19 protein-coding genes are annotated in these 25,542 nt (G+C 58.0%); 9 read left to right on the top strand and 10 right to left on the bottom strand.

The window, feature by feature from the left end; all coding sequences use genetic code 11:
- Positions 1-164 precede the first annotated feature (164 nt).
- Positions 165-572, top strand: coding sequence for a MarR family transcriptional regulator (locus tag N5W20_RS04445; RefSeq protein WP_319807704.1), 408 nt, complete (start codon positions 165-167; stop codon positions 570-572).
- Positions 573-659: 87 nt separating this feature from the next.
- Here N5W20_RS04445 and N5W20_RS04440 read toward each other — a convergent pair whose 3' ends face one another.
- Positions 660-1,649, bottom strand: a complete 990-nt coding sequence (locus tag N5W20_RS04440; protein ID WP_319807703.1) for an MraY family glycosyltransferase — start codon at positions 1,647-1,649, stop codon at positions 660-662.
- Positions 1,650-1,739: 90 nt separating this feature from the next.
- Between N5W20_RS04440 and N5W20_RS04435 the strand changes: the two genes are divergently transcribed.
- Genes N5W20_RS04435 through N5W20_RS04425 form a run of 3 tightly spaced genes read left to right on the top strand, consistent with a single transcriptional unit; the run spans position 1,740 to position 5,368 of the window.
- Positions 1,740-3,707, top strand: a complete 1,968-nt coding sequence (locus N5W20_RS04435) for a polysaccharide biosynthesis protein (RefSeq protein WP_319807702.1) — start codon at positions 1,740-1,742, stop codon at positions 3,705-3,707.
- Between the two features lie 45 nt (positions 3,708-3,752).
- Entirely contained in the window at positions 3,753-4,907 is a 1,155-nt protein-coding gene (locus N5W20_RS04430) for a DegT/DnrJ/EryC1/StrS family aminotransferase (RefSeq protein WP_319807701.1), read from the top strand.
- Positions 4,907-5,368 carry a hypothetical protein gene (locus N5W20_RS04425; protein ID WP_319807700.1) on the top strand — a complete coding sequence of 154 codons (462 nt, stop codon included), beginning with the start codon at positions 4,907-4,909 and terminating at the stop codon, positions 5,366-5,368. Before N5W20_RS04430 ends, N5W20_RS04425 begins: the two co-directional genes overlap by 1 nt.
- Before the next feature lie 132 nt (positions 5,369-5,500).
- On the opposite strand, the gene N5W20_RS04420 is transcribed toward N5W20_RS04425, so the two are convergent.
- On the bottom strand, positions 5,501-6,649 hold the full coding sequence (locus N5W20_RS04420) for an AI-2E family transporter (protein WP_319807699.1): 1,149 nt from the start codon (positions 6,647-6,649) through the stop codon (positions 5,501-5,503).
- Between the two features lie 155 nt (positions 6,650-6,804).
- On the bottom strand, positions 6,805-8,691 hold the full coding sequence (locus N5W20_RS04415) for an ABC-F family ATP-binding cassette domain-containing protein (RefSeq protein ID WP_319807698.1): 1,887 nt from the start codon (positions 8,689-8,691) through the stop codon (positions 6,805-6,807).
- A gap of 114 nt (positions 8,692-8,805) precedes the next feature.
- On the opposite strand from N5W20_RS04415, the gene ndk reads away from it, so the two are divergent.
- Positions 8,806-9,228: a nucleoside-diphosphate kinase gene (gene ndk, locus N5W20_RS04410; protein ID WP_319807697.1), complete on the top strand. Its 423-nt coding sequence runs from the start codon at positions 8,806-8,808 to the stop codon at positions 9,226-9,228.
- A gap of 58 nt (positions 9,229-9,286) precedes the next feature.
- On the opposite strand, the gene purN is transcribed toward ndk, so the two are convergent.
- Both purN and purM read right to left on the bottom strand, forming a co-directional pair.
- Positions 9,287-9,880 (bottom strand): phosphoribosylglycinamide formyltransferase, encoded by a 594-nt coding sequence (gene purN, locus N5W20_RS04405; protein ID WP_319807696.1) that lies wholly within the window; start codon positions 9,878-9,880, stop codon positions 9,287-9,289.
- A complete protein-coding gene (gene purM, locus N5W20_RS04400; RefSeq protein WP_319807695.1) occupies positions 9,877-10,980 on the bottom strand; it encodes a phosphoribosylformylglycinamidine cyclo-ligase in 1,104 nt (367 codons plus the stop codon). The genes purN and purM overlap by 4 nt, the downstream gene beginning before the upstream one ends.
- Before the next feature lie 96 nt (positions 10,981-11,076).
- On the opposite strand from purM, the gene N5W20_RS04395 reads away from it, so the two are divergent.
- The 3 genes from N5W20_RS04395 (at position 11,077) to N5W20_RS04385 (ending at position 15,748) form a co-directional block, all read left to right on the top strand.
- Positions 11,077-11,796, top strand: a complete 720-nt coding sequence (locus tag N5W20_RS04395; protein WP_319807694.1) for an HdaA/DnaA family protein — start codon at positions 11,077-11,079, stop codon at positions 11,794-11,796.
- A gap of 248 nt (positions 11,797-12,044) precedes the next feature.
- On the top strand, positions 12,045-14,228 hold the full coding sequence (locus tag N5W20_RS04390) for an RNA degradosome polyphosphate kinase (protein ID WP_319807832.1): 2,184 nt from the start codon (positions 12,045-12,047) through the stop codon (positions 14,226-14,228).
- Positions 14,225-15,748, top strand: a complete 1,524-nt coding sequence (locus tag N5W20_RS04385) for a Ppx/GppA family phosphatase (protein ID WP_319807693.1) — start codon at positions 14,225-14,227, stop codon at positions 15,746-15,748. The genes N5W20_RS04390 and N5W20_RS04385 overlap by 4 nt, the downstream gene beginning before the upstream one ends.
- Positions 15,749-15,837: 89 nt before the next feature.
- Here the strand turns inward: N5W20_RS04385 and N5W20_RS04380 are convergent, their stop codons facing one another.
- The 3 genes from N5W20_RS04380 to lysA all read right to left on the bottom strand — a co-directional run bounded on the left by N5W20_RS04380 (position 15,838) and on the right by lysA (position 21,645).
- Positions 15,838-17,160: an aspartate aminotransferase family protein gene (locus N5W20_RS04380; protein ID WP_319807692.1), complete on the bottom strand. Its 1,323-nt coding sequence runs from the start codon at positions 17,158-17,160 to the stop codon at positions 15,838-15,840.
- A 487-nt stretch (positions 17,161-17,647) separates the two neighbouring features.
- Positions 17,648-20,260 carry a DUF4175 family protein gene (locus N5W20_RS04375; protein ID WP_319807691.1) on the bottom strand — a complete coding sequence of 871 codons (2,613 nt, stop codon included), beginning with the start codon at positions 20,258-20,260 and terminating at the stop codon, positions 17,648-17,650.
- A 59-nt stretch (positions 20,261-20,319) separates the two neighbouring features.
- The gene (gene lysA, locus N5W20_RS04370; RefSeq protein ID WP_319807690.1) at positions 20,320-21,645 is read right to left on the bottom strand and encodes a diaminopimelate decarboxylase; all 1,326 of its coding nucleotides are present in this window, start codon (positions 21,643-21,645) and stop codon (positions 20,320-20,322) included.
- A gap of 132 nt (positions 21,646-21,777) precedes the next feature.
- Here lysA and N5W20_RS04365 point away from each other — a divergent pair, with 132 nt between their 5' ends.
- On the top strand, positions 21,778-22,488 hold the full coding sequence (locus N5W20_RS04365) for a trypsin-like serine peptidase (protein ID WP_319807689.1): 711 nt from the start codon (positions 21,778-21,780) through the stop codon (positions 22,486-22,488).
- Positions 22,489-22,621: 133 nt separating this feature from the next.
- On the opposite strand, the gene N5W20_RS04360 is transcribed toward N5W20_RS04365, so the two are convergent.
- A complete protein-coding gene (locus N5W20_RS04360) occupies positions 22,622-24,667 on the bottom strand; it encodes an ATP-binding protein (protein ID WP_319807688.1) in 2,046 nt (681 codons plus the stop codon).
- The gene (locus N5W20_RS04355) at positions 24,667-25,542 is read right to left on the bottom strand and encodes an SIR2 family protein (protein ID WP_319807687.1); all 876 of its coding nucleotides are present in this window, start codon (positions 25,540-25,542) and stop codon (positions 24,667-24,669) included. The genes N5W20_RS04360 and N5W20_RS04355 overlap by 1 nt, the downstream gene beginning before the upstream one ends.

Genomic DNA, 25,542 nt, shown 5'->3' with positions numbered 1-25,542 from the left:
TTGCGCTTGGATAGACTCTTCGAAAGCCTTCCCCCAGCGCTTGACGATGCCGTGACTGAAAAGGGGCGGCATTACTGAAAATGCTTTTAATGGCCACCGCGTCTCCATGATGCGCGTGGGCCGTTCTGGGCTTCGCACCTTAACCGAGAGCAGGGGAGTGGAACTTGGCTCATCCGATTAACGACAATAAACTGCACCTCCTGAGGGACACGCTTGTGACGCTCGTCCGTAAGGATGGACCAGATCTGTCTGCACGCCAGCTCAGCGTGTTTCTGATCTGCTATCTTAGGGAAGGGGGGCACACGGTGCGGGGTCTCGCGCATGAATTGAATGTCTCCAAACCGGCCATCACGCGCGCGCTTGACCGGCTGGCTGAGCTTGACCTGGCGCGCCGCAAGGTGGACCCGCTCGACCGGCGCTCCGTCCTTGTGCAGAGAACTCTTAAAGGTTCCGCCTATCTTCGTGAATTGCGGGCTGTCATGAATGACGTTTCCGAGCCCGAGGCACGTAGGAAAAAAACGCGGTCCCGGGATGGTGTGTCCGTTATTCCGCTACAGCGCGCCACAGGCTGACACGCGTTCCTTGTGTTCTCGATAAGCGCAAGGGCCGGGGCGTGCGCACGCCCCGGCCCTTCGCTATGGGGAAAGCTGATGCCAGCCTCACAACGCTAAATGCTGTTCTCGCGCTTTTCGAATCACATAACCCGCCCAGATGAATTGCGGGATCAGCGTCAGGATGAGCTGGGCTTTGAACCCGATGAAAGTGAGCCCGACAAACCCGCCCCAGAAAATGAAGGCCCAGTGCAGCAAGGTGATTAGCGGCTTTGACATCCCGGCACGGCTGGCAATCTGGTAAAGATGGCCGCAATGGGCCTGCATCAGATTTTCACCTCGTAGGGCCCGCCGGATGAGGGTGAAGGCGACATCAAACAGGATCCCCATGAGCATGAGCGGCACGAGAAGCGACCATGTCCCGTTGCGCATGAATAAAAGCGCACCCCAGCCCAGCAGAAGGCCACAAGGCTGACTGCCGACGTCACTCATAAAAATCCGCGCTTTGGGATAATTGAAATATAAGAATGTCAGCGCCGCGATACCGAGTGAGAAGAAAAGGGCACTTTCAGCATTCTGCGCAGAAACGAGCAGCAAAGGCGTCAAAATCAGGCCGCAGCAGGCGATTGTCCCCACGGCGAGGCCATTGATCCCATCCATGAAATTCAGCGCATTTGTCACATAAATGACGAAACCCGCCCCGCAAATAATTTTCAGACCCGTCAGGAGCGTCAAGGGAAGTCCCCACAGGGCGCAGATCGTGACGATAATGGTTGCAATCAACTGCGCGTGTAACTTCGTGCGGGCCGGATATTGATGCACGTCATCGCGCCAGGAGAACCAGGCAAGGCCAAACGCCGCAAGCAGCACGATCCCTGTTTTCAGGAAGTCCATGGCCGGAAAGGGGTGAAAAACCAGTAAGTAAACCGCACCTGCCAGCAGGCTCATCATCATGGCGACACCGCCCCCCTTCGGAACGGGCCTGATATGAGCGCTTCGGTCACCCGGGACATCCATGATGCCGACGCGAATCATGTATTGCGTCACCACCGTGCAGACGGTAACACCAAGAAGGGTCAGGATCAAAAAAGGGTGCATCGCTTTGCCCGTTTCTTCAGCGAGGGAGGCGAGCGTCGCCCGATGACAGGCGTCAGGCAACGACGTCAAAGGTAAGGCTATAAAGTCCGGGTGGAAGACGCGCAACAAAATCACCAAGCCAAAAGGTCGGTTTCTGAGGGGAACGCGCGTCGATTCCGAGCGCAGCGGATCGCCGTCAATGTCCTTCTGGATGCGCTCATCTCCGGGCTTGCCGCGCCGATTGCCGTTTACCTTGCCGCCCCTCGGACGGGCATTCTGCATCCTTTATGGGCCGTCGCAGGCGGGGCGGTGGCCTTATTGCTCAGCGGGCTGCCATTGCGCGTGCCGCAACAATATTGGCGCTTTTCCGGCATAACGGATCTTCGGAATATTGCGATTGCCTCGCTGGGCGGGGCCGCTTTGTTTTCCATCGCTGTCATCATGCTGGGTTACCGCCTCCCTTCCGTGACATTCCCGATTATCTATGCGCTTGTCCTTCTCGTCGGGCTAGGTGGCGGGCGCCTGATGGCGCGGGCGGTGCATGGGTTCCGGCAGCGCGGGCGGGGCGCGTCATCCCGCGCGCTCCTGATCGGGACGGATACAAGCTGTGACCTCTTTATCCGTGCCGTTTCCCGACATCCGGCGGCGCGTTATGACATTATCGGCATTGTTACCCGCGCTGCGGATCAAATCGGCAGGCGCCTTCATGATACGCCGATCCTTGGTGTCGTGGATGACGTGCCCGCCTTGCTCGACAGGCTTGCAGCCCAGGACCGCCTGCCGGAGCATATTATTATCGCTGACCCGGATTGGAGAGGTGCCCTCGTTTCCGACCTGCTTGACGCGGCGCAGGCGCATGGCGTGCCGGTTCAGCGCGCGCCTTCCCTGATGCGCCTAACCCCGGCAGATACGATTGAGCTTCGGCCCATCGCCCTTGAGGACCTTCTCAACCGCGCCCCCGTCTCACTTGATGTTGAAGGCATGGAGCGCCTCATGCGGGGGCGCGTCGTGATGGTGACGGGGGCGGGTGGCTCAATCGGGGGGGAACTCGTGCGGCAGGTCGCCGGGTTCGCGCCATCCTGCCTGCTGCTCGTTGATAATAACGAGTTCGCCCTGTGGCGCATTAATCTTGAGCTGAGCGATCACTTCGCGGATGTGCCGTGTCGCGTCCTCGTCGGTGATATCCGGGATCGTTATCGTATGACGGCGATTTTCCAGCAATATCAGCCGGATGTCGTGTTTCACGCGGCGGCATTGAAACATGTGCCGATCGTCGAGGATAATCCGTGTGAAGGCATCCTCACCAATGTGATCGGCACGCGCATTGTCGTCGACGCCGCGCAGGCGCATGGCACGCAGGCGCTCGTGCTGATTTCAAGCGACAAGGCGGTGAACCCGACCGGCGTCATGGGCGCCACAAAACGCTGCGCGGAGATTTATTGCCAGGCTATCGACCTCGCACGCCGCGCCGCGCCGGAATCCAGCACCTTCCGCTGCGTTACGGTTCGTTTCGGGAATGTGCTCGGTTCGACAGGTTCCGTCGTGCCGCTTTTCACGCGGCAATTACGTCAGGGCGGCCCGCTGACCGTCACCCATCCTGACGTGACGCGCTTCTTCATGACGATCTCCGAGGCTGTGTCCCTCGTATTGCAGGCCAGTGTGCGCGGGACGACGGCCCGGAAGCGGCGCGATGAGACGGATCGCCGTCTCGATAAAGGCGGGATTTTTGTGCTCGATATGGGTGAGCCCGTAAAGATCCAGGAATTGGCGCGGCAGATGATCAAACTGGCCGGTTTGAAACCGGATCGGGATATCGCCATCAAATATACCGGGTTACGCCCGGGGGAAAAACTTTACGAAGAATTATTCCATATTGGTGAAACATCGCACATCACGGATATGCCGGGATTGCTGATCGCGACGCCGCGTGTTGCTGACCTGGCGGATGTCTGCGCTGTTCTCGACAGGCTGGAACAGCTCTGTCACGACAATGCGCATAAAGAGGCGCTGACATTTCTACAGAAGCTTGTTCCGGAATTTGTGCATAATCCGAGTGGAGACGCCTGGGTCGCAAGATGATATCAGCATCATCATTGCGACACCCCTCCCACAAGGACCTGACCAATGACACAACGCAGAGAGATTGCTTTCCTTGACCTTCCCCGTCAAAGAGCGCGACTTGGTGAGGCACTGACGCGACGCGTTGACGCGGTGATGGCGCACTGCAAATTTGTCCTCGGCCCTGAGGTGACAGAGCTGGAAGAACGCCTCGCCGCTTATGCCGGTGCCCGCCATGCCATAGGTGTTTCCTCCGGGACAGATGCGCTTCTCGCTGTGCTGATGGGTGAGGGCATCGGGCCGGGTGATGCCGTCTTCCTTCCGGCTTTTACTTACACCGCAACGGCGGAAATTGTTCTTCTCCTCGGCGCTGTGCCCGTTTTTGTGGATGTTGATGCGCGGACATTCCAGATTGACCCAGCACATCTTGAAGCGCGCATCGCCGCCACTTTGCGGGACGGGCAATGGCGGCCCCGGGCCATTATCGGCGTTGATTTATTCGGCCAGCCTGCCCCGTGGGATGAACTGAAAATCATCGCCGATCGACATAAACTGACACTTGTCGATGATTGCGCGCAGGCTTTCGGCGGAAGCTATAAGGGGCGGAAACTCGGGCGTGAAGCGCGCGCCACAACGCTTTCATTTTTCCCGTCAAAGCCGTTAGGTGGTTATGGGGATGGCGGCGCGATCCTGACGGATGATGAAGGGTTGGCGTCGTTATATCGCTCTCTGCGCTCCCATGGTGAGGGGCAGAATCGTTATGACGTCCAGCGTATCGGCCTCAATGCCCGGCTGGACACGCTTCAGGCGGCTGTTCTGCTCGCCAAGCTCGATGCTTTCGATGCGGAGCTGGCGCGGCGCGAGGCGATTGCACGGGCTTATGATGCGGGTCTGCCCGAAATCATCCAGACACCGCAACGCGTTGCCGGTGCGCAGAGCGCGTGGGCGATTTACAGCATCCTTCTGCCAACCATGGCATTGCGGGATTCCCTCCAGAGCTGGCTGAAAGCGCACGGCATCCCGAGTGTCGTTTACTACCCCAAACCGCTTCATCGGCAACCTGCCTATGCAAGCTACCATAATAACGAAATCCCCCTGCCCGTATCCGAGAAGTTGGGCGAAATCATCCTCTCTTTGCCTCTCCATCCTGAACTAACCGATGATGAAGTGCGCTATATCATCGACACGACATTGGAGTGGTCAAAAGAGAGGAAGACTTGATGCGTAAGGAAACGATACTTGTCATTTGTTTCCTCGCGCTTGTCCTGACGACGACGGCAATTATCTGGTCATTTGCCGTCCCGGTTCTCAAACCCGTTCATATCCCGATCATCGCGACGGCGATGATTGAGGAGGGGCCGGATCAGAAGCAGCAGGACTTGACGCAGGATCAGATTACCGGCCTCAATAACTGGCTGAGGCAGAACCGTCGGGGTTGGGTGCCAATGACCAGCCCGCCACCTTCAGCCAGTGACCTCGTCATGCAGGCGGTGCCGGTCAGAGGCGAGCCTTTCCTGATCAAGGTCTGGGGTGAAAATGCCGGGTCTGAATGGGCGCGGACGATCGCGGTGCGACTCTCGACAAAAGTATCTTTCCGCGTTCGCTATTGTGACGATCAACAATGGACGTCATTGCGTGAAGTCCTCGCGCGGTTTGATAATCGCCAGACGAACACGCATTGATCTGAAACGCGGCCCATAAGCCGTCACGCTTCTCTGAAGCTGCCAATCACACCCAATGTCAGGACGTTTACGCATGTTGCGCATCGGCTGAAAAGCGGCATGCCCGCCGGATTCCGCGTTGGTGAGCGTCTGTCAGCGCCCGCGTCGATGGCGCGATTTTCTTGTCGAGACTTTACCGGCATCGGCTTGAGCGATGGGTGGCTTTTCGCTGCCTGGCTTCATGCGCATGTCATCAGGCAGGGGGGCGGTGGCCCGGTCACCCACAGCGAGAAGCGCCGCGGTTGCCGGTGAGGCGAGAATCAGTCCCGGCACGCCGAGGATGGAGCCGAATACAGTCTGCGACAATATCGCGATGGCAGGCGGCATATGCACGGCATGGCGCTGAATCAACGGTGCCAGCACATTGCCTTCAAGAAACTGAATGACGCAGTAAAGCCCAACCACCTCAAGCCCGGATTGCGTGCCGACGGAAAGCGCGATCAGCACAGCGGGGACCGCACCAAGAATAGCCCCGATATAGGGAATGAAATTACACAGTCCCGCCACCACACCAAGCGCCGTGGCCAGCGGTATGCCGAGTAGGTAAAGCCCCACGCCGGAGGCAATCCCCACCACCAGCATGTCCAGCGCCTGCCCGATCGTCCATGACCAGAGTGTGTGCCCGGCTGTGACCATCAAACCCCTGATGGCGGGGCGTTGCGCCGGTGGCACGAGGCGTAACAGGCCGTCCACATAGACATGCGGCGTCAGGGCGAAATAAAGTCCCGAGATCAGAATGACCGCCATCGTGCCCAGCACGCCGAATGCGCTGGTCAAAATACCCGTGACGGAATTCGCCAGTCCCGCGCCGAAGGAAGGGCCACCCCCCGCTTCACTCCCGCCAAGACTTTGCGGGAGATGTGCGAGCGCGAACTGGCCCCAGCTTGATGATTTGACCTGACCGCGAAACGCCCCATATTGCGTGATCAGCGCCTGCTTCAGCTTGACGAATTGATCACTGATCTGCGGCCCGCTGGAATAAAACAGGAAGGCGATGGCCGCGATGATCAGCACGGCCACGAGGGCGACCGCCAACTTGTAGGGAAGACCAATCCGCCTTTTAAGGTAGGCTGCGAGGCCGTGCAGAATAACAGCCATCAAAGTCGCGGCAAATATGACGACGAGGACATCGCCCAGAAGCCAGATCATGACGATGGAAATCGTGAGGATCAGCGAGATGCGCAGAAGCCTGAAAATAAAGGAAAGCTCAGTCGAGGAATCCGGAGCATTGAGTTGGGACATGGTGGGCGAAGGTCCAATCTTAACGTAAGTCGTTAATCCAATGCACTTCCCGCCGGGAAGGTTCCGCATATGATGTGGCGGTGATCTTTTACGGGATGCAAAATCCGCTCCCATTCGGGCGCCTTCACCGTGAAATGCCCCTTAGACTCATCTTCCTAAAGAATGTTCTGCTCGATTTTTTCGCTGAGGGAAAGCCACTCCTCCTCAAGTTTTGCAATCGCAGCGTCATTTTCCGCCGCGGATTTATTCACGCGCGTGATCTCCTCCGACGTGCCTTTTTCATAAAAAGCCGGGTCGGACATTGTCCGGCGATAGGCCTCCGCCTTTTTGCTACATTGAGAGAGGGTTTTTTCGACTTCCTGCAGGCGTTTCCGGAGAGGGGCCTGCTGCTGACGTGTTGCGGCCCGGTCTTTGCGGCTTTCTTTCCGGTCCTGATGGCCGGAGATTTGCGCGGCGCTGCCTGCCTGTCCTGTTCCGGATGCAGTCTGGCGGCGGGCGCGGTAATCATCCAGCGTCCCATCGAAATGAGTGACATGCCCCGATTCAACCAGCCAGTAATGATCCGTCACCGCCTCTACCAGCCATGTATCGTGGGAAATCAGGATAACAGCGCCCTCAAAACCATTCAGCGCGCGCACAAGCGCCTCACGCGCATCAATATCCAGATGGTTTGTCGGCTCATCCAGCAGGAGGACATGCGGGGCGTCATGCGTGGTGAGGGAGAGGAGAAGCCGCGCCCGCTCACCACCGGACAAATTCCGCACTTCGGTCTCCGCGCGATGGGCGTCCAGCCCGAAACGGGCCAGTTGGGCGCGTGCCTGCTCCTGCGTCAATTTCGGCGCGGTGCGCAGCAGGTGCTGCACGGCGGTTTCTTCAGCGACAAGCTCATCGCTTTGATGTTGCGCGTAATAACCGACCCGCAATTTGGGCGCGCGGAAAAACGCGCCGTCAAACGGGGCCAGAACGCCCGCAATCAGCTTGATGAACGTGGATTTGCCCTGGCCATTCTGCCCCAGAAGCGCGATGCGATCAGTTGCATCCAGCCGGAAGGAGAGGTCACGCAAAACGGTGCGCGCCTCATAACCGGTGCTGGCCCCTGTCATGGTCAGAAGTGGCGGCGGGAGAACGCCCGGATCAGGGAAGGTGAAGGAAGTCGCGCCGGGCTCGATAATGGCTTCCATGGCGGGAAGGCGCTCCAGCGCTTTGAGACGCGATTGCGCCTGGCGCGCCTTGGTCGCCTTGGCGCGGAAGCGGTCAACGAAAGCCTGCATCTGGGCCTTCTGCGCCTCCACCCGCGCCACCTCACGATTATGCTGGAGGGTCTGCTCCATCCGGATGCGGACAAATTGCGCGTAACCACCCGGTGTGAGCGTGAGTTTACCATGTTCCAGATGCGCGATCCCGTCCACGACGTGATCCAGCAACTCCCGATCATGACTGACGATGATCGCCGCGCCCCGGAAGGATTTAAGCCAGCCCTCCAGCCACATTGTGGCCTCGATATCCAGATGGTTGCTGGGCTCATCCAGAAGAAGCAGATCCGGGTCCAGGAAGAGGGCGCAGGCCAGCGCCACACGCATCTGCCACCCGCCGGAAAAAGCGTCGATCGTACGTTGCTGAGCCGCCGCATCGAAGCCCAGACCGGCCAGGATCGTCGCGGCGCGGGCGGGCGCTGCATGGGCCTGTATGGCGAGGAGACGCTCATGCGCATCGGCCAGTCGGATCGGGTCATCCTCCACCGCCACCTGCGCCATCAATGTCTCCCGCTCCGTATCCGATGCGAGGACAATGTCGATCAGCGCGCCTTTCCCCTCCGGCAGATGCTGTCGAACGCGCCCGAGCCGGGTGCGTGCCGCCTGGGTGATGTCCCCGCCGTCAGGGCTGATATCGCCGGCAATCGCCGCCAGGAGGGTGGATTTGCCCGCGCCATTCCGGCCGATCAGCCCGATTTTCCGCCCGGGATCCAGCTGAAGACTGGCGTGATCCAGAAGCGTTCGGCCAGCAATACGCAATGTGAGTTGGTTGATGGAAAGGATACTCAAGGGGCTTCACTTCAGGGACGGAGATATTTTCGGGGCGCACAGGCTATCGGTCTGGCCGGAATTGGTCTAGGGGGAAAGCATTCTTTGCCTTTAACAATTGATTTGGAGATTTTCATGGCCAAACAGCGGACATTGTCCATCATCAAGCCGGATGCCACGCGCCGCAACCTGACCGGCAAAATCAATGCTGTCTTCGAGGCAGCCGGTCTGCGCATCGTGGCGCAGAAGCGTATCCAGCTGACGCAGGCCCAGGCTCAGGCCTTCTATGCCGTCCATGCGGCGCGGCCTTTCTTTGGCAGCCTAGTCGATTCCATGCTTCAGGCCCCGGTTATCGTGCAGGTGCTTGAGGGGGATGACGCGGTCGCGCATCATCGTGATGTCATGGGCGCTACCAATCCGGAGCAGGCTGCGGAAGGCACGGTGCGGAAACTTTATGCGGAAAGCATTGAGGCGAACTCCGTCCATGGTTCCGACAGTGTCGAGAATGCCGCGAAGGAAATCGCTTTCTTCTTCGCTGAAACTGAAATCCTCCCCTGAAATATGATCTGTCATGCCGATTGACCCTGTCGGCATGACGGTTCCATGTCAGGCGCGTTTAAGATGCTGATGCCTGATCTGTAATGAACTGGCGCAGCGCGTCCTGATATAAAGCGTGCTCCTTCGTCAGGAGGCGCTTTGACAACGTCTCGGCCGTGTCTTCAGGGCGGATATCGATGCGGGTCTGCGCAATGACAGGCCCTTCATCGACGCCGGAAGTGACGAGGTGGACGGTCGCGCCGTGCATCTTATCTCCGGCATCCAGGGCACGTTGGTGGGTGTGCAGCCCCGGATATTTCGGCAGCAGGCTGGGATGGATGTTGAGCATCCGCCCGGACCATGCCTTAACGAAAAACGGCGTCAGCACCCGCATATAGCCTGCGAGGCAGATAATCCGGGCCCCGGAATGGCGCAGCGCCTTATCCATGGCGCGCTCATGGCTCTCACGATCCCGGCCGAAAGGGCGGTGATCAATGGCATGAGCGGGGATGTTCCTGGCCCGCGCGATATCGAGTCCTGCCGCATCCGGGTTGTTGCTGAGCACGGTGACGACTTTGGCCGGGTAATCGGGGGCGTCACACGCATTCAGCAACGCCTCCATATTGCTGCCGCGCCCGCTGATCAGAATGGCGATCGGAAGTTTGGTCGTCATCCGAAAACCAGCTCTCCTTTGAGGCTGAAGCCCGCCTGTCCCTCAATGATCCGGCCGATCTCATAGGCTTCTGTCCCGGTTTCCTGCAGAGCGCTGAGCACATCGTCCGGGCGGGATGTCACCAATACCATGCCGATCCCGCAATTAAAGACCTTCAGCATTTCCTCCGGCGCGACAGGTCCGGCTTTAGCCAACCAGTTGAAAACGGGCGGAACAGGCCAGCGCCCGGCAGTGACTTCCGCGGTCAAGCCCTTCAGCAGAACCCGCGGCAGATTGCCGGGCAGGCCGCCACCCGTAATGTGGGCGCAAGCATTGAGCAGGCCTTTCGCATGCAATGCCATCACGTCACGCACATAAAGCGATGTCGGTGTCAGAAGCGCCTCGGCAAGGCTCAGCGACGGTGCGAAGGGGGCAGGATCATGCCAGCCCAGCCCTGACCGCGTGACAACCTGCCGCACGAGGGAAAAACCGTTGGAATGCACACCGCTTGAGGGCAGCGCGATGAGTGTGTCGCCCGCATGAATGTCACGCGGTAACAACGTATCGCGTTCCGCCGCGCCGACACTGAACCCGGCAAGGTCGTAATGCCCGGCCGCATACATGCCAGGCATTTCCGCCGTTTCCCCCCCGACGAGGGCACATCCGGACTGGCGGCAGGCCTCAGCGATACCTTTCACGACGCGCGCCGCATCAGCCACATCGAGCTTGCCGGTCGCGAAATAATCGAGGAAGAATAAAGGTTGCGCCCCCTGCACGATAAGGTCATTGACGCACATGGCCACGAGGTCAATGCCAATCGTATCGTGCTGTCCCGTCTCGATGGCCAGCATGAGTTTCGTGCCGACGCCATCCGTGCAGCTCACAAGCACCGGATCACGATATCCTGCAGCTTTCAGGTCGAACAACGCGCCGAACCCACCTAGTCCCCCCAGCACCCCGGCGCGATGAGTCTGCCCGGCGGCGGGCTTGATGGCATCGACAAGGGCATCACCCGCCTCTATGCTGACACCGGCAGCATCATAGCTGATCCCGCCTTTTATGGCGGCGGCATCATCATGCGGGGCGGGGGCATGTTTGTCGGGTTTCGGGGGGGTGGTCATGTGTTCAGGCTCACTCGATATGCCGCGGAAAGTCGGATATAACCCGTCCTTTTAACGAAGCCGTCGCGGCTCGGGAAGCGTTGGACTTGAAATTGCATGGAAAACGCTAAAAAAATTCGTCAGCGCCCTGCTGACCCGGCGGCTCAGATGGCATTCTCGTGGGAGGCGCATCGCGGCACGCGGTGGCCGGACTTCATCAATGCGCCGTCCAACGCCGCTGCGCGTAAATGGCTCGCCCAGACGGGCTGGCCGGAGCGTCGCCTCCTGCTTTGGGGCCCGGAAGCGACCGGCAAAACCCATTTGCTGCATGACTGGGCGCGGCGGCGTCATGGCAAAATCATCACCGCAAGCATGATCGATCCGGCACGGATTGACAACTCCCAACTCTGGGCGATCGACCAGCTTGAACAGGGTTTTGACCCTGTCGCCCTGCTGCACTTTATCAATGCCGCGCGGGAAGGGGGGCGCATCATCCTTTTTGCTTCCCGTGTCCCGCCCTCCACCTTACCCACCAGTCTTCCTGATCTGAGCAGTCGCCTCAGGGCGATGACCGCGATAGAGGTGCGGCCTGCTGAGGATGATCTGCGCGTCAAATTGGTGATCCAATGGCTTGCCATGCGTCAGATCTGCATCGCGCAGGATGTCGCTACGTGGCTTGTGCATCGCCTGCCGCGGACGAATGCGGCCCTGATGGCGACCGTCGCGCGGCTGGACACGGCCAGTCTGGAGAGTAAGCGCGCTCTGACGCGGGCTTTTATCACTGAAATACTGCCCGAACTCTCTCAGGTCGATGGTGAGGAACTCCCTGTTTCGTGATGTTTGATCACTACTGGGGAAGGGCGTCTCACGCATTTTAAAACAGGATGATGGGCTTCTATCGCAACTTTGGGTCGTGTAACATGTCAGACTCAAAGGGCGTCATGCAGGGTCACACATGCACAGTGACGCTGAGTAAAGGAGCCAAACCAGTGGGAGCGCCGAAAATCGAGGAAGAACATGTCACGACGTTGCCACGCGCAAAGCCGGATGACGCGGCCTGCGCGTCTGATTTTATCGGGCGGTGTATGTCGGGTTCTTCCAATGGGCAACATGAAATGTCGAAACACCCGTCCCGCTTCATTAATCGTGAAATGTCATGGCTCGATTTCAACCAGCGCGTGATCGAGGAGGCGGAGAATCGCCGTCATCCGCTTCTGGAACGTCTGCGCTTTCTGTCCATCAGCGCCAGTAATCTGGACGAATTCTTCTCCGTCCGCGTTGCCGGGCTGGTCGGGCAGGTGCGGGAGGGGCTGACGACGCCTTCCGTTGACGGACAAACCCCCGCGCAACAACTTGCGGAGGTACGCCGCAAATCCTCCCGACTTTTTGAGACCCAGCAGGATGTGTGGCGCAAGTTAAGGCATGAGCTTTCACAGAGCGGCATTTATCTGTGCCGACCTGAATCGCTGACCGAGGCTGAAATCGCCCATCTCGATGCGATTTTTGAAAAAGAGATCTTCCCGATCCTGACGCCGCTGGCGGTGGACCCTTCCCACCCGATGCCCTTTATACCCAATCTCGGCATGGCGCTTGTGCTGCGTCTGAAGGATGAGGCGCGCCCGGATGAGCCGATGGATGCGTTGATCCTGCTGCCCCAGCAAGTCAACCGCTTCATGCGCCTCCCGGAGGATGCCACGCGCAAAGCCACATGCACGCCGGACATCCGGTTTGTGCTGCTGGAGGACGTCATCCGCACCCATATTGACCGCCTCTTCCCCGGGATGCGTGTCCTCGCGAGCGGGGTGCTCCGCGTCATCCGGGATTCGGATGTGGAATTTGAGGATGAGGCCGAGGATCTCGTCCTGTCTTATGAGACAGCCCTGAAGCAGCGCCGCCGCGGGGTGGGGGTGCATCTGGCTTTCGATGCCTCCCTCCCTTCCTATCTACGTGAGGAATTTGCTGAAAAGCTTGGCTCCTCACCCGATGAGGTGCTTGTGGAGCAGGCGATGATCGGGGTTGTCGATGTCAAACAGATGATCGTCAGTGATCGGCCCGAACTCCAATTTCCGGCTTTCAAGCCGCGCTTCCCGCAGCGCATACAGGATTATGACGGGGATTGCTTTGCCGCGATCCTCGGCAAAGATATCGTTGTGCACCATCCTTTTGAGAGCTTCGACGTCGTCGTGCAGTTTCTCAATCAGGCGGCTGCGGACCCGAATGTTGTGGCGATCAAGCAGACGCTCTATCGCACCTCACGCGACAGCCCCATTGTCCGGGCGCTGATCGCCGCCGCCGAATCGGGTAAATCCGTCACGGCCATGGTGGAGTTGCGGGCGCGCTTTGATGAAGAGGCGAATATCCGCCTCTCAAGAGAGCTGGAAGCGGCGGGTGTGCAAGTCGTGTTCGGGTTCTCGAACCTGAAGACGCACGCCAAAATGAGCCTCGTTGTGCGCTGGGAGGGCAATCAGATGCGCTCTTACGCGCATTTCGGAACCGGAAATTACCATCCCATCACGGCACGTATTTACACTGATCTCTCATTTTTTACCTGTGACCCGCGTCTTGCGGGTGATGCGGCGCAGCTCTTCAATTTTATGACCGGTTATGCCAAGCCAAAAGATGTGCATGATATTGCTTTCGCACCGCTGACATTGCGCAAGACGCTGCTGAAGCTGATCGCAGATGAGATCGATCACGCGAAAGCTGGGCGCTCCGCGCGCATCTGGCTTAAAATGAACAGCCTCGTTGACCCGGAACTGATTGACGCGCTCTACGCGGCCTCACATGCGGGGGTGAAAATCATCGGGGTGATCAGGGGCATGTGCTGCCTTCGGCCCGGTGTGCCCGGTTTGTCCGATCATATCGAGATCCGCTCCATGGTCGGGCGCTTTCTTGAACATTCCCGCATTTTCGCTTTCGGAAACGGACACCGTATGCCGTGCCTTAAAAACAAGGTCTATATTTCCTCCGCTGATTGGATGCCGCGCAATATGGACCGCCGGGTGGAGGCGATGGTGCCGATCTATGACCCGACTGTTCATGCGCAGGTTTTAGGACAGGTCGCCGCTTTGGGGTTGAAAGACTCTTTGCAGAGCTGGACATTGCAGCCAGGCGGCAGTTGGCGCCGCGTTCCGCCGGGGAAAAAGCCGTTCTCCGCGCATCATTATTTTATGCATAATCCCTCTCTCTCGGGTCGTGGTTCCATGCGGCATGAGGGGACGGAGAAGGAAGCGCCGCGTCGGCGCAAAAAGCCGGGCGCCCCTTCATGAAAAAACCCCGGGTCGCGCAGGAAGCGGCGAAGACCAGCGCGTCCCCTCAGCAAAGTCGCGCCGCCGTGATTGACCTGGGGTCAAATTCCGTGCGTCTCGTTATTTTTGAGGGAGTAACTCGTAACCCCATCGCGATTTTCAATGAGAAAGCGACGCTGAAACTCGGGCGTGGCCTGCATGAAACGGGACGCCTCAATGAGGAGGGTTTAAAGCGCGCACATACCGTCCTGAAGCGGTTCAACGTTATTGCCCGGTCAATGAAAGCGGCGCCTTTTGAGATCCTCGCGACAGCCGCCGTACGGGATGCTGAAAACGGGGCGGAATTTATCGAGATCCTCAAAAAGCACATGCCGAATGTGGCGATCCGCATTCTTTCGGGTGAGGAAGAGGCCCGTTATTCCGCCACAGGCGTGCTTTGCGGCCAGCCTGATGCGGATGGCATCGTGGCGGATATTGGCGGGGGCTCTCTGGAATTGATTCACGTCGCACAGCGGAAAATGAAAAAAGCGAGCACGATGCCGCTCGGCGTGATCCGTCTGTCAGACAGGGCGGAGGGGGAGCGCAAAAAAGCCTTTGAGCTTGCCGCAAAGGATATCGGGGCGCAATCCTGGCTGAAGTCCCATCGCGGTAAGACGCTTTATCTCGTCGGCGGGGCCTTCCGCGCCCTGGCGCGCCTTCAGATCGCGCGCACGCAATATCCGCTCAATATGGTCCATCTCTATACGCTCCGCCCTTCCGAGGCGGAGGCGCTTTGTGACTGGATATTGTCGACGCCCAAAAAAGCGTTGGAGAAAACGCCCAATCTCTCAAAAAAACGCTTCGACGATGTGCCATATGCCGCCATTGTCCTCTTAACTCTGATGAAGCGGTTGGACCCGCGTAAAATTGTTTTCTCGGTCGATGGGTTGCGAGAGGGCTGGTACATGGCGCGCGTCGGGGCGGACGTGGCGGATATTGACCCATGCGACGCCATGGTGACGGCGCTTGCCTCCCGTCTGGGGCGTGGTTGCCAGTTGCCGGACGCACTGATTGACTGGACGCAGCCTCTTTTTGAGAAAGATGATCCATACGAGAAAAATTTGCGCAAAATGACCTGTCGCCTGTCCGATATCGGCGCTTACGATCATCCTGAATATCGGGCGGGACAGACTTATCTGCGTATCATACACGTGAATGGAGGCGGGTTTGACCATCAGGCCCGCGCCTTTATCGCTTCAGCGCTGGCAATCCGTTACGAGGCGGATGTGGAAGGAAGGCTGCTATACGCCGCGCGCGAGATCCTCTCAAATGAAGCGTTTGAGCGCGCGACGCGGCTGGGCAAGGCGCTCCGCCTCGCTTATACGATTTGCGGCGGCACAGAGAGCCTTCTCAAAGGCGCGCGCATTACAAGAGGGGGTGGCGAGATCGTTCTGCAGCTTGACAGGATGGCCTCCTTCGCCCTTGGCTCCAACGTTAAAAACCGCTTGAGCCATCTGGGCGCGGCTTTTGGTGAAAAGACGCGGATCGTGACGGATGCGTGAAATAAATGGTGCGACTCGCAATCCCGCGTGACCAACGTTGACCCGCCTGGCCGGGTCAGCTCAACGGACCTTTTCACCGCTTCATCGTTTCACGAAGTCGTATTCAGGATACGGCGGATCGTCTCAAAAATTCGGTCAATCTCGTTTTTCTCGATAATCAGCGGTGGCGCGATGCTGAGTGTATTCCCGCTGCAACGCAGCAGAACCCCTTGCCGGAACGCTGTATCGAACACTTTGTAAATGCGCGACACCTCCCCGTCACCCGGTGCGATTTCGATCCCGGCGACGAGCCCTTCATTACGAATATCAACGACATGCGGTGCGTCTCTGAGACTATGCGCCGCATCCTCGAAATAAGGTGCGAGGGCGGCAGCGCGCTCGAACAAGCGTTCATCGCGATAAACATTCAAAGTCGCGATGGCCGCCGCACAGGCCACGGGGTGTGCGGAGTAAGTATAGCCGTGAGGGAGTTCAATGGCGTTCTCCGGCCCTTGCATGAAGCCCGTGAAAATCGTGTCTTTGACGGCAACCGCGCCCATCGGGATGGCCCCGTTGGTAATGCCTTTCGCCATCGTCATGATATCCGGCCGCACCTGATATTTCTCTGCCGCGAAACTGGCGCCCAATCGACCGAAACCGGTGATGACTTCATCAAAGATCAGCAGGATGCCGTGTTTATCGCAGATCTCACGCAAGCGCTTCAGATAACCGACGGGCGGTATAAGCACACCGGCTGAACCTGACATCGGCTCCACCATGACGGCGGCAATTGTCGAGGGGTCGTGAGTGACGAATAATTTCTCCAACGCATCGGCATATTCGATACCGTGCTTCGGTAAGCCACGGCTGAAGGCATTTCGCGACGGATCATAAGTGTGGGGCAGATGCGCGGCATCCGCGAGGAGGGGGCCGAACTGCTTGCGATTAGAGGAAATACCGCCGACGGAGAGGCCGCCCAGCCCGACACCATGATAGCCGCGCTCCCGCCCGACAATTTTGGATCGTTCCGCCTGCCCATTCGCGCGATGATAGGCGATGGCGATTTTTAGCGCCGTATCAGCGGCTTCCGAGCCGGAATTACAGAAAAATATGTGATCGAGCCCCGGCGGGGTCAGGGCGGATATACGTCCCGCCGCTTCGAAAGCGAGGGGGTGCGCCATCTGAAAAGTCGGGGCGAAATCGAGTTTCGCCGCCTCACGCTGAATCGCCTCAACAATCGGGGTGCGCGTATGCCCTGCATTGACGCACCAGAGGCCGGCACAGCCATCCAGGACATCCTGACCCTGCGCATCCTTATAATACATGCCTTTCGCGGAGACGAGCACGCGCGGCGCCTGGCGAAATTGTCGATGCGCCGTGAAAGGAAGCCATAATGCACCCCGGTTGGCTCCGTGACTGGCGGTATTCTGCATGGGACATTATTTCCTGACATGACGATGTTGATTTTTTGAGTCGTTAAACGACAGGCTGTTTGATTGTAATGTCGAACCTGAAAACAACTTTCGTCAATAGAGGAATATGAAAAACGCAGTTTAAAAGTTGAAAAGCGCCGATAGGCGACGTCGTCATTTATGTCAGTAAAGGCTTTCGCGTTTTCAGGTCGCCTTCACCGGCCGCTCAGCACATGCCGCGATAAACCGCGCTTCTGCCGGGAATAGAGGAAAATCAGGAGGATTTAAACGTATTTTCTGACAATGGCTGCGACTGCCGCGTTGATTGTCGCGAAAGATGAGGCAATTAGAACGGTTAAGTAACGATATCGTGCGCTGCGAAGGTGCCCGGCACGACTCGACAATCCGAGACATGGCGCGATCAACCCTGTCCCCCTCTCCTCAAAGCGTGTGCGCTTCCCTGTGAAACGGTCGATGGACGGAAAATGGCCCTGCGCTGAGCGGCTTTTCAGTCGCCCTCGCGCCATGCTTTCAGGAGATCTTCCAGATAATGGCGCTCACGTGGCGGGCGGGCACGGTCAGCGGCGCGGCGTCGCAGTTCCCGTTCCACCTCCAGCCGATGCGTGTCGCTTTGCTGAAGCGCATGTCCCTGCTCAGACTCAGATGCGCCCTCCCCATCATTGACTTTGCGGCCCAGCGGGTCCCGCTTTTGCGAGGCGCGATGGGTTGCGGAACCGCCATTTGTCTCCTCATCCGACCGATCACCCCGCCCGTCTCCATCTTTTTGCGATCCCGACTCATCGCCACCAGACTGCATGGTTGGCAAAAGGATAATCGGCCCTTCGCCATGCTGCTTGTCTTTCTGCGCCGCACGCATGTCATGGCCCAATTGGGTGAGATCGGCCAAAACGTCTCTCAGCGATTGTGACGCGCCGATATCATCCCGTTGCGCGAGATCGCGGCGGACATTGCCCATATGGTGCTCAGCTTTTTTCATATTTTTCGGGACGTGCTGCCCGTCATCAGAGACTTCGGCAATAAGGGCACGGAGTGCATCACGCAACGCGCCCTGAATGACAAATTGCGTGCGGCGCTGATCCTGCCTTTCCGCCTCTTCCTCATCTGAAAATGATAAATTGTCGTGGGAGGGGGGAGAGATCGATACATCTGAAGCACCGAGCGCGAAATTGCGCAGGTCAACCGAGCTGTCAAACCGTAATCCCGGTTCCTGCTGCATATCTCTGAGACGGCGGAATGCCTCCCCGCGGGATTGCGTCGCATCCAGGAGTCCGGTCTCACGCTTGATGAGATCCTGCACGACGCGGATATGCAATCGGGCTTTCTGCTGGGCCGCCTCTTGCTTTGCTGCCGCGGCCAGTTCCTCCGGCGTCGCATCGCGGATGCGGCGGGTCATATCCTCAAGGTCAAGCAGATTTTTGATGGCAGCGCGCTGATCTCCCTCGGAAGCGTGGTCCTGGAGGCGTTCAAGAAGCCGGGTGACGGCATCATTCCGGCCCGGAACGACACTGCCCATATCGGGAACCATGCCGCTTTGTTCCATCGCATGGAACATCAGGATCTGCATCCGTCGGGCGATCGCTTTTTTGACCGCGTCAATCCGGTTCTGCCGCGCGATGCCCGCCTTCTGGGAAGGGGGGGACGCATTGCCTTCAAGCGCGCGGATCAGGCCATTCTGCGCCCCGCGAAGCGCCAGATTTGCTTCAGCGATGGCGCGACCCTGGCGGGAGAGGTCATCAAGATACATCGCCATCGACCAGAGCCCGTCACCGAACAGACTGACATCCGTCCCATTATCGCGCATCAAATTCAAAGCCAGGAGTGTCACCCCTTTCTCACGCTGCTGTGTCAGCGAGGCGAGGGAAGCCAGTTCCTCCCGCGCTATTGGAAGCGCCTCTTCACCACGCAAAACCCGGTAGCGCAGCGCGTTCAGGGCGCGACTGATGGGGTCATGGAATTTATAGGCGGGCAGGATGATCTGACGCGCTTCGCTCTCCGCGACATTTCCGCTGACGCTTGTCGCTTTCAGACGCAACGTGACAGGCTCACCCGCATAAGCGAGGCGACCCGTATCCTCTCGGATGGTCCCCGTGTAGGCGTGTTTTCCCGAGGGGGCCGTGTCCGTGAAGATCACGGGTTTCCTGCTCGCCAACCCGTTATCCGGCGTGATGGAAAGGCTGACCGATGCAATGCCGAAAGGCTGGGACGTCTTATATCGCACCTTAAGCGAAGTGATGTCGGCCTCGATCTTCGGTTTGCCTTCCCAATTGATGGCGGGCGGGGGGTCAGGCAGGAGATTCACGCGCCATCTCGCAATGGCGCGCCCACGCGTGCGCAGCGTGACATCGCCATTTCGCAGGAGCTTCTCCGTCAGACGCCAGGATTGAGGGCCGAGGCGCGCGGTTGTAATCTCGGAATCAACGGCACCGACAAGCCACGGGATGGTGCGCGCCCCGATCACCTGAACCTCCAATGACGCGCCTGGTGGCACGGTTATGGAGGCGGTGCCGCCTTCATAATAAACAGGCGGGCCCGGCGCGTAAGCGGGCGGCGTGACCCATGCATGGAGTTCAGGAAGGGGCGTGTCCGCATCATCCATCCCCGGGACAAATCCGGCCTCAAGGCGCGAGACAGCGTGAGGCCCGGCGCGATAAAGCCCGACCCCGAACGCCAGAATGCCGATCAGAAACAGGCAAAGTCCCGTGCGCGATATTTGTGGAAAGCGAATTGAAGGACGCAGAGTTGCGATGCGCGCCAGGCTGCGCGCGACGTGGGTTTTCCAGATTCCCCTTGTCGTTGGGTCAACCGGACGATCCTCCATCGTGGCCAGGGGACGTTCATCAAGGGCGCTGCCTTGCTCCAGACGGCGGTCAATATACGTCCCTGTTGGACGGCGCACGCGATTGAGGCCATGCAGCAGCAGCCCGGCAAGAAGCGCCACAATCGCGAGGGCCACGCTGGAATGAAGCAGGTCCGGGAGAGATTGCGGCACGCGAAAGAGGCTGATGGCCCCGTAAAACAGGAAAATAATGGCCGGCCAGACCAGCTTCCCGACGATCCGCTCGCCGAGTATGACCCCTCTCTGCAGGCGCCGCGCGCGCATAATGCGCGTGAGCGTGTGTGATGCACGCTGTTGCGCGGGGCGAACAGGGCGCTGACCTGTCATTCAGCCTTGAACCAATCAGGCAGACGCTCCGCCTCCCAAAGGCTTTCGAGAGTCTGGCGTTGACGAATTTCAGCGATTTTCCCGTCCTCAATCATGATCTGCGCGGCGAGAGGGCGGGCATTATAGGTTGAGCTCATAACGGCCCCATAGGCGCCTGCATCCAATATCGCCAGCAGGTCATCTCGGGATAGAGGTGGCAGGACGCGATCCGTCGCAAGAATGTCGCCTGTCTCACAAACAGGCCCCGCCAGGGTCTGGGCTTTTTCCGGCTTCCGGGAGCCGCCCGCATGGAGGGGAAGGACTTCGTGCCATGCTGCGTATAAAGCCGGGCGGGCGAGGTCGTTCATTGCGGCGTCGATAAACACGAAGTCGCTCCTCGGGGCGGGTTGGGCTTTAACGTCGATCACGCGGGTGAGAAGAATGCCTGTCGGGCCGCTGAGCCACCGCCCGGGCTCGATCGAGATCGCGACATTCAACGTGCCGAGGTGGTTTGCAATCACCCGGGCGTACTCGGTGATATCGGGCGGGGCCTCCTGATGGTAGCATATGCCCAGCCCACCGCCACAATCGACATGTTTCACCGCGATGCCGTCCGCCCGCAGGTCCGTGATCATCCCGGCCAGTCTCTGACATGCGGCTTCAAAAGGTGCGATGGATGTGATCTGGCTGCCAATATGCGCCGCGAGACCGATGAAATCCAAGTGCGGGTCCCTGGCGGCCATGCGGCTCAAGGTAGGGGCTTCACGCCAGTCAATCCCGAACTTATCCCCCTCCCGCCCGGTGCTGATTTTATCATGCGTCCCGGCATCGATATGCGGGTTGACGCGCAAAGCGACTTTCGGGCGTTTGCCAAGGCGCGTTGCCAGTGAGGTGAGGCGACCAAGCTCCTCACGGCTTTCCACATTGATGACGCCAATTTCCGTTTCAATGGCGAGGGTCAGCTCCGCATCTTTTTTGCCCACGCCGGAAAACACGATGTCAAAGGGGACTATGCCCGCCGCGATGGCTTTGCGTAATTCGCCCCCACTGACGACGTCGGCACCGAACCCCTCACGCTGAAGGATGGCGAGAGTCGCACGGTGGTCATTTGCCTTGACGGCGTAATGCATGGAGATGGGCTGATTTATGCCGCTGAAAGCCGCCTTGAGCGCCCGCGCCCGCGCCCGCAGAATGGAAGCGCTGAAGACCCAGCATGGTGTGTCATATTGCGCGGCAATATCTTGCAGGCGGACGCCGTCAAAGATAAGCGCCGCGTCAGTATCATAACGGAGCCAAGGGCGTGATTGCAGTATCTCCACAAGAGACGGCGGTAAATTTGACATCGAGTGCTTTTGCCCCATCCTCAGGCGCGGTGATTTTGACATTCTTGCGGGAGGCTGTGAAGAGTTAACGCGGTGTTGCTATGCCCTACGCATATACCAGCTTTGAAGGATTTTGGGAAAACGCGAATGAGGATGAAGCGCCGGACCCGGTGGCATGACATGGTGGCAATGTTGCTGGGTGGGCTGATAATGTTCGCCCCGGCCGGGCGCGTGGTGGCCGAAACGGTTGAATTGCGCGCCGCCCATTTTGATAAGCGGCACCGCGTGGATGTCACCCAGTCGCCCTGGCTTATATTGGGGCGCCTTCAAACGGAACTCGGGACACGCTGCACGGGCTTCCTCATTGCGCCCAATGTGGTGATGACTGCGGCACACTGCTTGTGGTTAGAGGAAAGCGGGCATTACATCCGGCCGCATTCCGTGCATTTTCTGCGGGCTTACCATCGCGGCCATTTCGCGGCGGAAGCGCGTGCCATCCACATCATTATCGCACCCGGCTTCGACCCGACCCGCGCCATCGCCACCGCCCAGGCTGATCGGGCGACGATCGTACTTGAACGCCCGATGGTCACGAGCGCCGACATCCCACCCGTTCTGACACCGCGCGCGGGGGATGACGCGATGATTGTGGGTTATGAACAGGACTTCCCCGAAATCGCACGCGGCGACCAGAATTGCCACGTCACAGCCGTGTCCGGCCGGTTGATCCACCATAACTGCACCACAACCCACGGCGCAAGCGGCGCCCCGATTATGATCCGGCGGGACGGGAAGTGGGGGATCGGGGGGATCACGACGCTGTCGGATCGGCGAAGTGGTGGCGCGGGGGTGGGGTTGTGGTAGGGGGGCTTGAAAATGAACGGTTTTTCGAACTTCAATCCGCTAACATTACTAAACAGAAACAGTTATTTGAAGAATGTTAGGATGAGACTTAATCATCCATCTCCTTACCGAGGCTCGTGGCAAATGTAGTTTGTTACGCACGCTCCAGCTCAGCTGCCGCAGACACAGGCTCTTTGTCGGCTGATAATCCCCAATTCTCAACGACTTCGCCGAGAGGAAAGGCTTCATTGGTAGCCCATTCGACGAAGGGTGCTGCCGTTGCGCTCCATGGCTCACGAGTGGGGAACCTTATTTGAACACGGGCCGGAATGTGCAGTGCGCTGCCAAAAACTATCGCTTCGCCCGCCGCAAGCACGGTCACTTGATCGAGTAAACGTTGAGCCTGTTTGGGGATGATACGACGAAAGTGATCAATATCGTCTGGATTTTGTAAGCGATGAGAAAAAAAGTTGGCGCACTGACTAATGATCGTAGGACTGATCTCGCTAGGACGTTGGCTAGCCACGATGAGGGACAAGCCAAATTTACGACCCTCCTTAGCAACGCGCTCGAAGGCGCGTCGAGAAAGGGCTTGTCCGCGATCCTCCACCTTTCCCGACGGTCGGACATAATTGTGTGCCTCCTCCAAAACTAAAACCCACGGATATCTGCTGCGTCGGTCGGGGCGCAGCATTTCGCGTGTTTCAAGTAGAAGACGTCCCAACAGTGCACACGCAAACGGCAGCGCCTCCGAGGCCAACATCGAAAAATCGAGGACAGATATGCGAGGGCCAGAGCTCTGGCCTACGCCAAGTCTTGTCATCCAATCTTGAAAACTCTTGATATTCTGTTTTTCAAAACTAAAAAATGACTGCCAGCGTCGATCGTCTAGACGCGTCCGTAATCGAAGTTTCATTGTTGTTAGGTATTGGTCAATCTGGCGACCGCTTTCTTGATCAATTGCGCGGTCTGACAGGCGGGGGTCACGAAACTCCACTGCCGGAATGAATCGTGGCGAGTCAGCGGACTTGGCAAAATTAACGCCGACATTTTGGCGATCCGAGATTTTTCCCTGCAATTCCGAGCGGGAAGCATGAAGCCAATTCCTGATTTTTTTCTCATTCTGAATTTTGGCCCATTCTGGATTTGAAGGAGTAGTCCAATCTATTTTGACTTTCTCTTGTTTCAAATTATCAAAGTCAATGTATTGGGACGCTGTGTCTAACAAGTTGTCAAAATCCGCTCGAGTCCGCGGTTTATCGAGCCAGCTTATAGCGCTATCTAACTTGCTAACTGCGACCTGCAGAGGGTCATAAAGTTCTCCGTTTGCTTGAATTCCTGATTTCGCGATTGCCCACCAATCCTTCAGCAAAGGCTCTTGTGTTGGTTCGGACGCTTGAAGCCACTCGCAAATCTCCTCCCCATTCATCAGCCAAGCTGGAAGGCAAAATTCTTCGCCGTTGAGATAGATGCGATTTGGCTCACGCGAATATCCTGATTTTCCTTGTGGCAAAAAGGCGTTGGCGTATTCCCCATTGATATCCAAAATGAAAATGTGAGGATCGGACTGCGCCTCGGCTCTGAAGTCTTGATGCCTGATGATACCCTCCAAAAGACTCACCACAGTGTACGATTTGCCGGAGCCGGTATTGCCGACGACCGCCAGAGGGCGAGAGAATAAATCGTTGAAGGATGCTTTTACTTTCGTGTTTTCATCGCCGGTCTCATGCCCAATTTCCAGCGCGTGGTCGAACTCCCCGTCTTCCCAACTTCGGGGCTGATTTCGTCGTGGGGGATTTGTGAAAATACTCGAAAGGATCTCGGGGTCGGCGACTTCCGCCGGTGTGTCCAATGTCGGCAAGACGGTGATACCGCTGTCAAATTCCCAATCGCGATTGGCGCGATGCCTGACAGTGCCCATAAGCTGGATAGAGGCGACCCGACGTGGTTTCATCAGCTCTAAAGACAGTTCCTCATCCCGCCTCGGGTCAAAGCTTTCCCGCGCCTCCAAGTCGGTCAGAAGTCCAATTGCATGCAGTCCCGCGCCGATGTCGAAGGTTAGAAAAGCGTTAATCGAAACGGCGCGCTGAACGCCGTCCGGTGTGGCGCGAGAGGACGATTTGGAGTCTGGAGACAGTTCGACTTTGAGTCGAAATCCATTTATAGCGACAACATGGCCGATTATGCGAGGCTGTTCCATCAGATGGATGCCTCAGGTTTTTTTGACGGTCGATCGTCCGTTCGTCGAAGTTGCTCCTCAAAATTCCGCAAGCGGCGATAATCGTTCAGCCATTTGACATCCGGCATAACGTTTTGAGCAAAGTCGGCGAAAGTCGCTGTTTTGAAGGAGCAATTTGCGCCGTCATCTACCCGTTCCGTCAATACAAACGCTCTCCGCCCGAGGCTCTGATAGCGGCGAACTCGTTCCACGATGGCGCTACCAGGATTTGGTTCCACCACAAGCATCACCAGCGAAGGGTTCATAAGCGCCGCTTCAATCATTCGCGTAACATGGTCGTCGCCGAAACCGTATCCCAAAACTAATAAGAAAGTTTGTGGTTGATGGAGTCTCGCATGGAAGAGTCGGAAGAGGTGCGCGTAAGGCATATTCAGAGTTTGAGTGAATTTTTGAGAGGTCGGAAGTATACCAAACGAGCCGATTGACTCGAAGCTCTTGGAGACGAGATATTCAGCTTTCTCAGCTGCATCAGCGCCCCGATATGTCGCAGCAAATTCTAAGTCATGATGACGGGCGCGCATGTCTCCGCTCGGATCGGGAAACCAATGTATAGAGCCGTGCAGCTTATAAAAGTGAAGAAATTTGTCGAAGCGGCGAACTCGACCTTCCGCGACATCGCCGGGATAGTAGATATCTAGTCCGTAGACCGCCGGATCGAAGCGCGCGTTCGACTTGCCGGAGAACCCGTCGAAATACTGAATTCCCAGCTCCTCCATGGCTTGCTCATAAAGGGTATCGTAGTTCAGGGTGAAGAAATGGGTCCGCCCAAGATTTGAGTCTCTGGCCGCCAGCTTCGCTAAAAAGGGAATGTGACCTGAAGTTTTCTCTCGACCCAA

It is taken from the genome of Candidatus Kirkpatrickella diaphorinae (assembly GCF_025736875.1).
In the GTDB taxonomy this organism is placed as follows: Bacteria; Pseudomonadota; Alphaproteobacteria; order Acetobacterales; family Acetobacteraceae; genus Sorlinia; species Sorlinia diaphorinae.
This window is presented reverse-complemented; position numbering and strand designations above follow the sequence as displayed.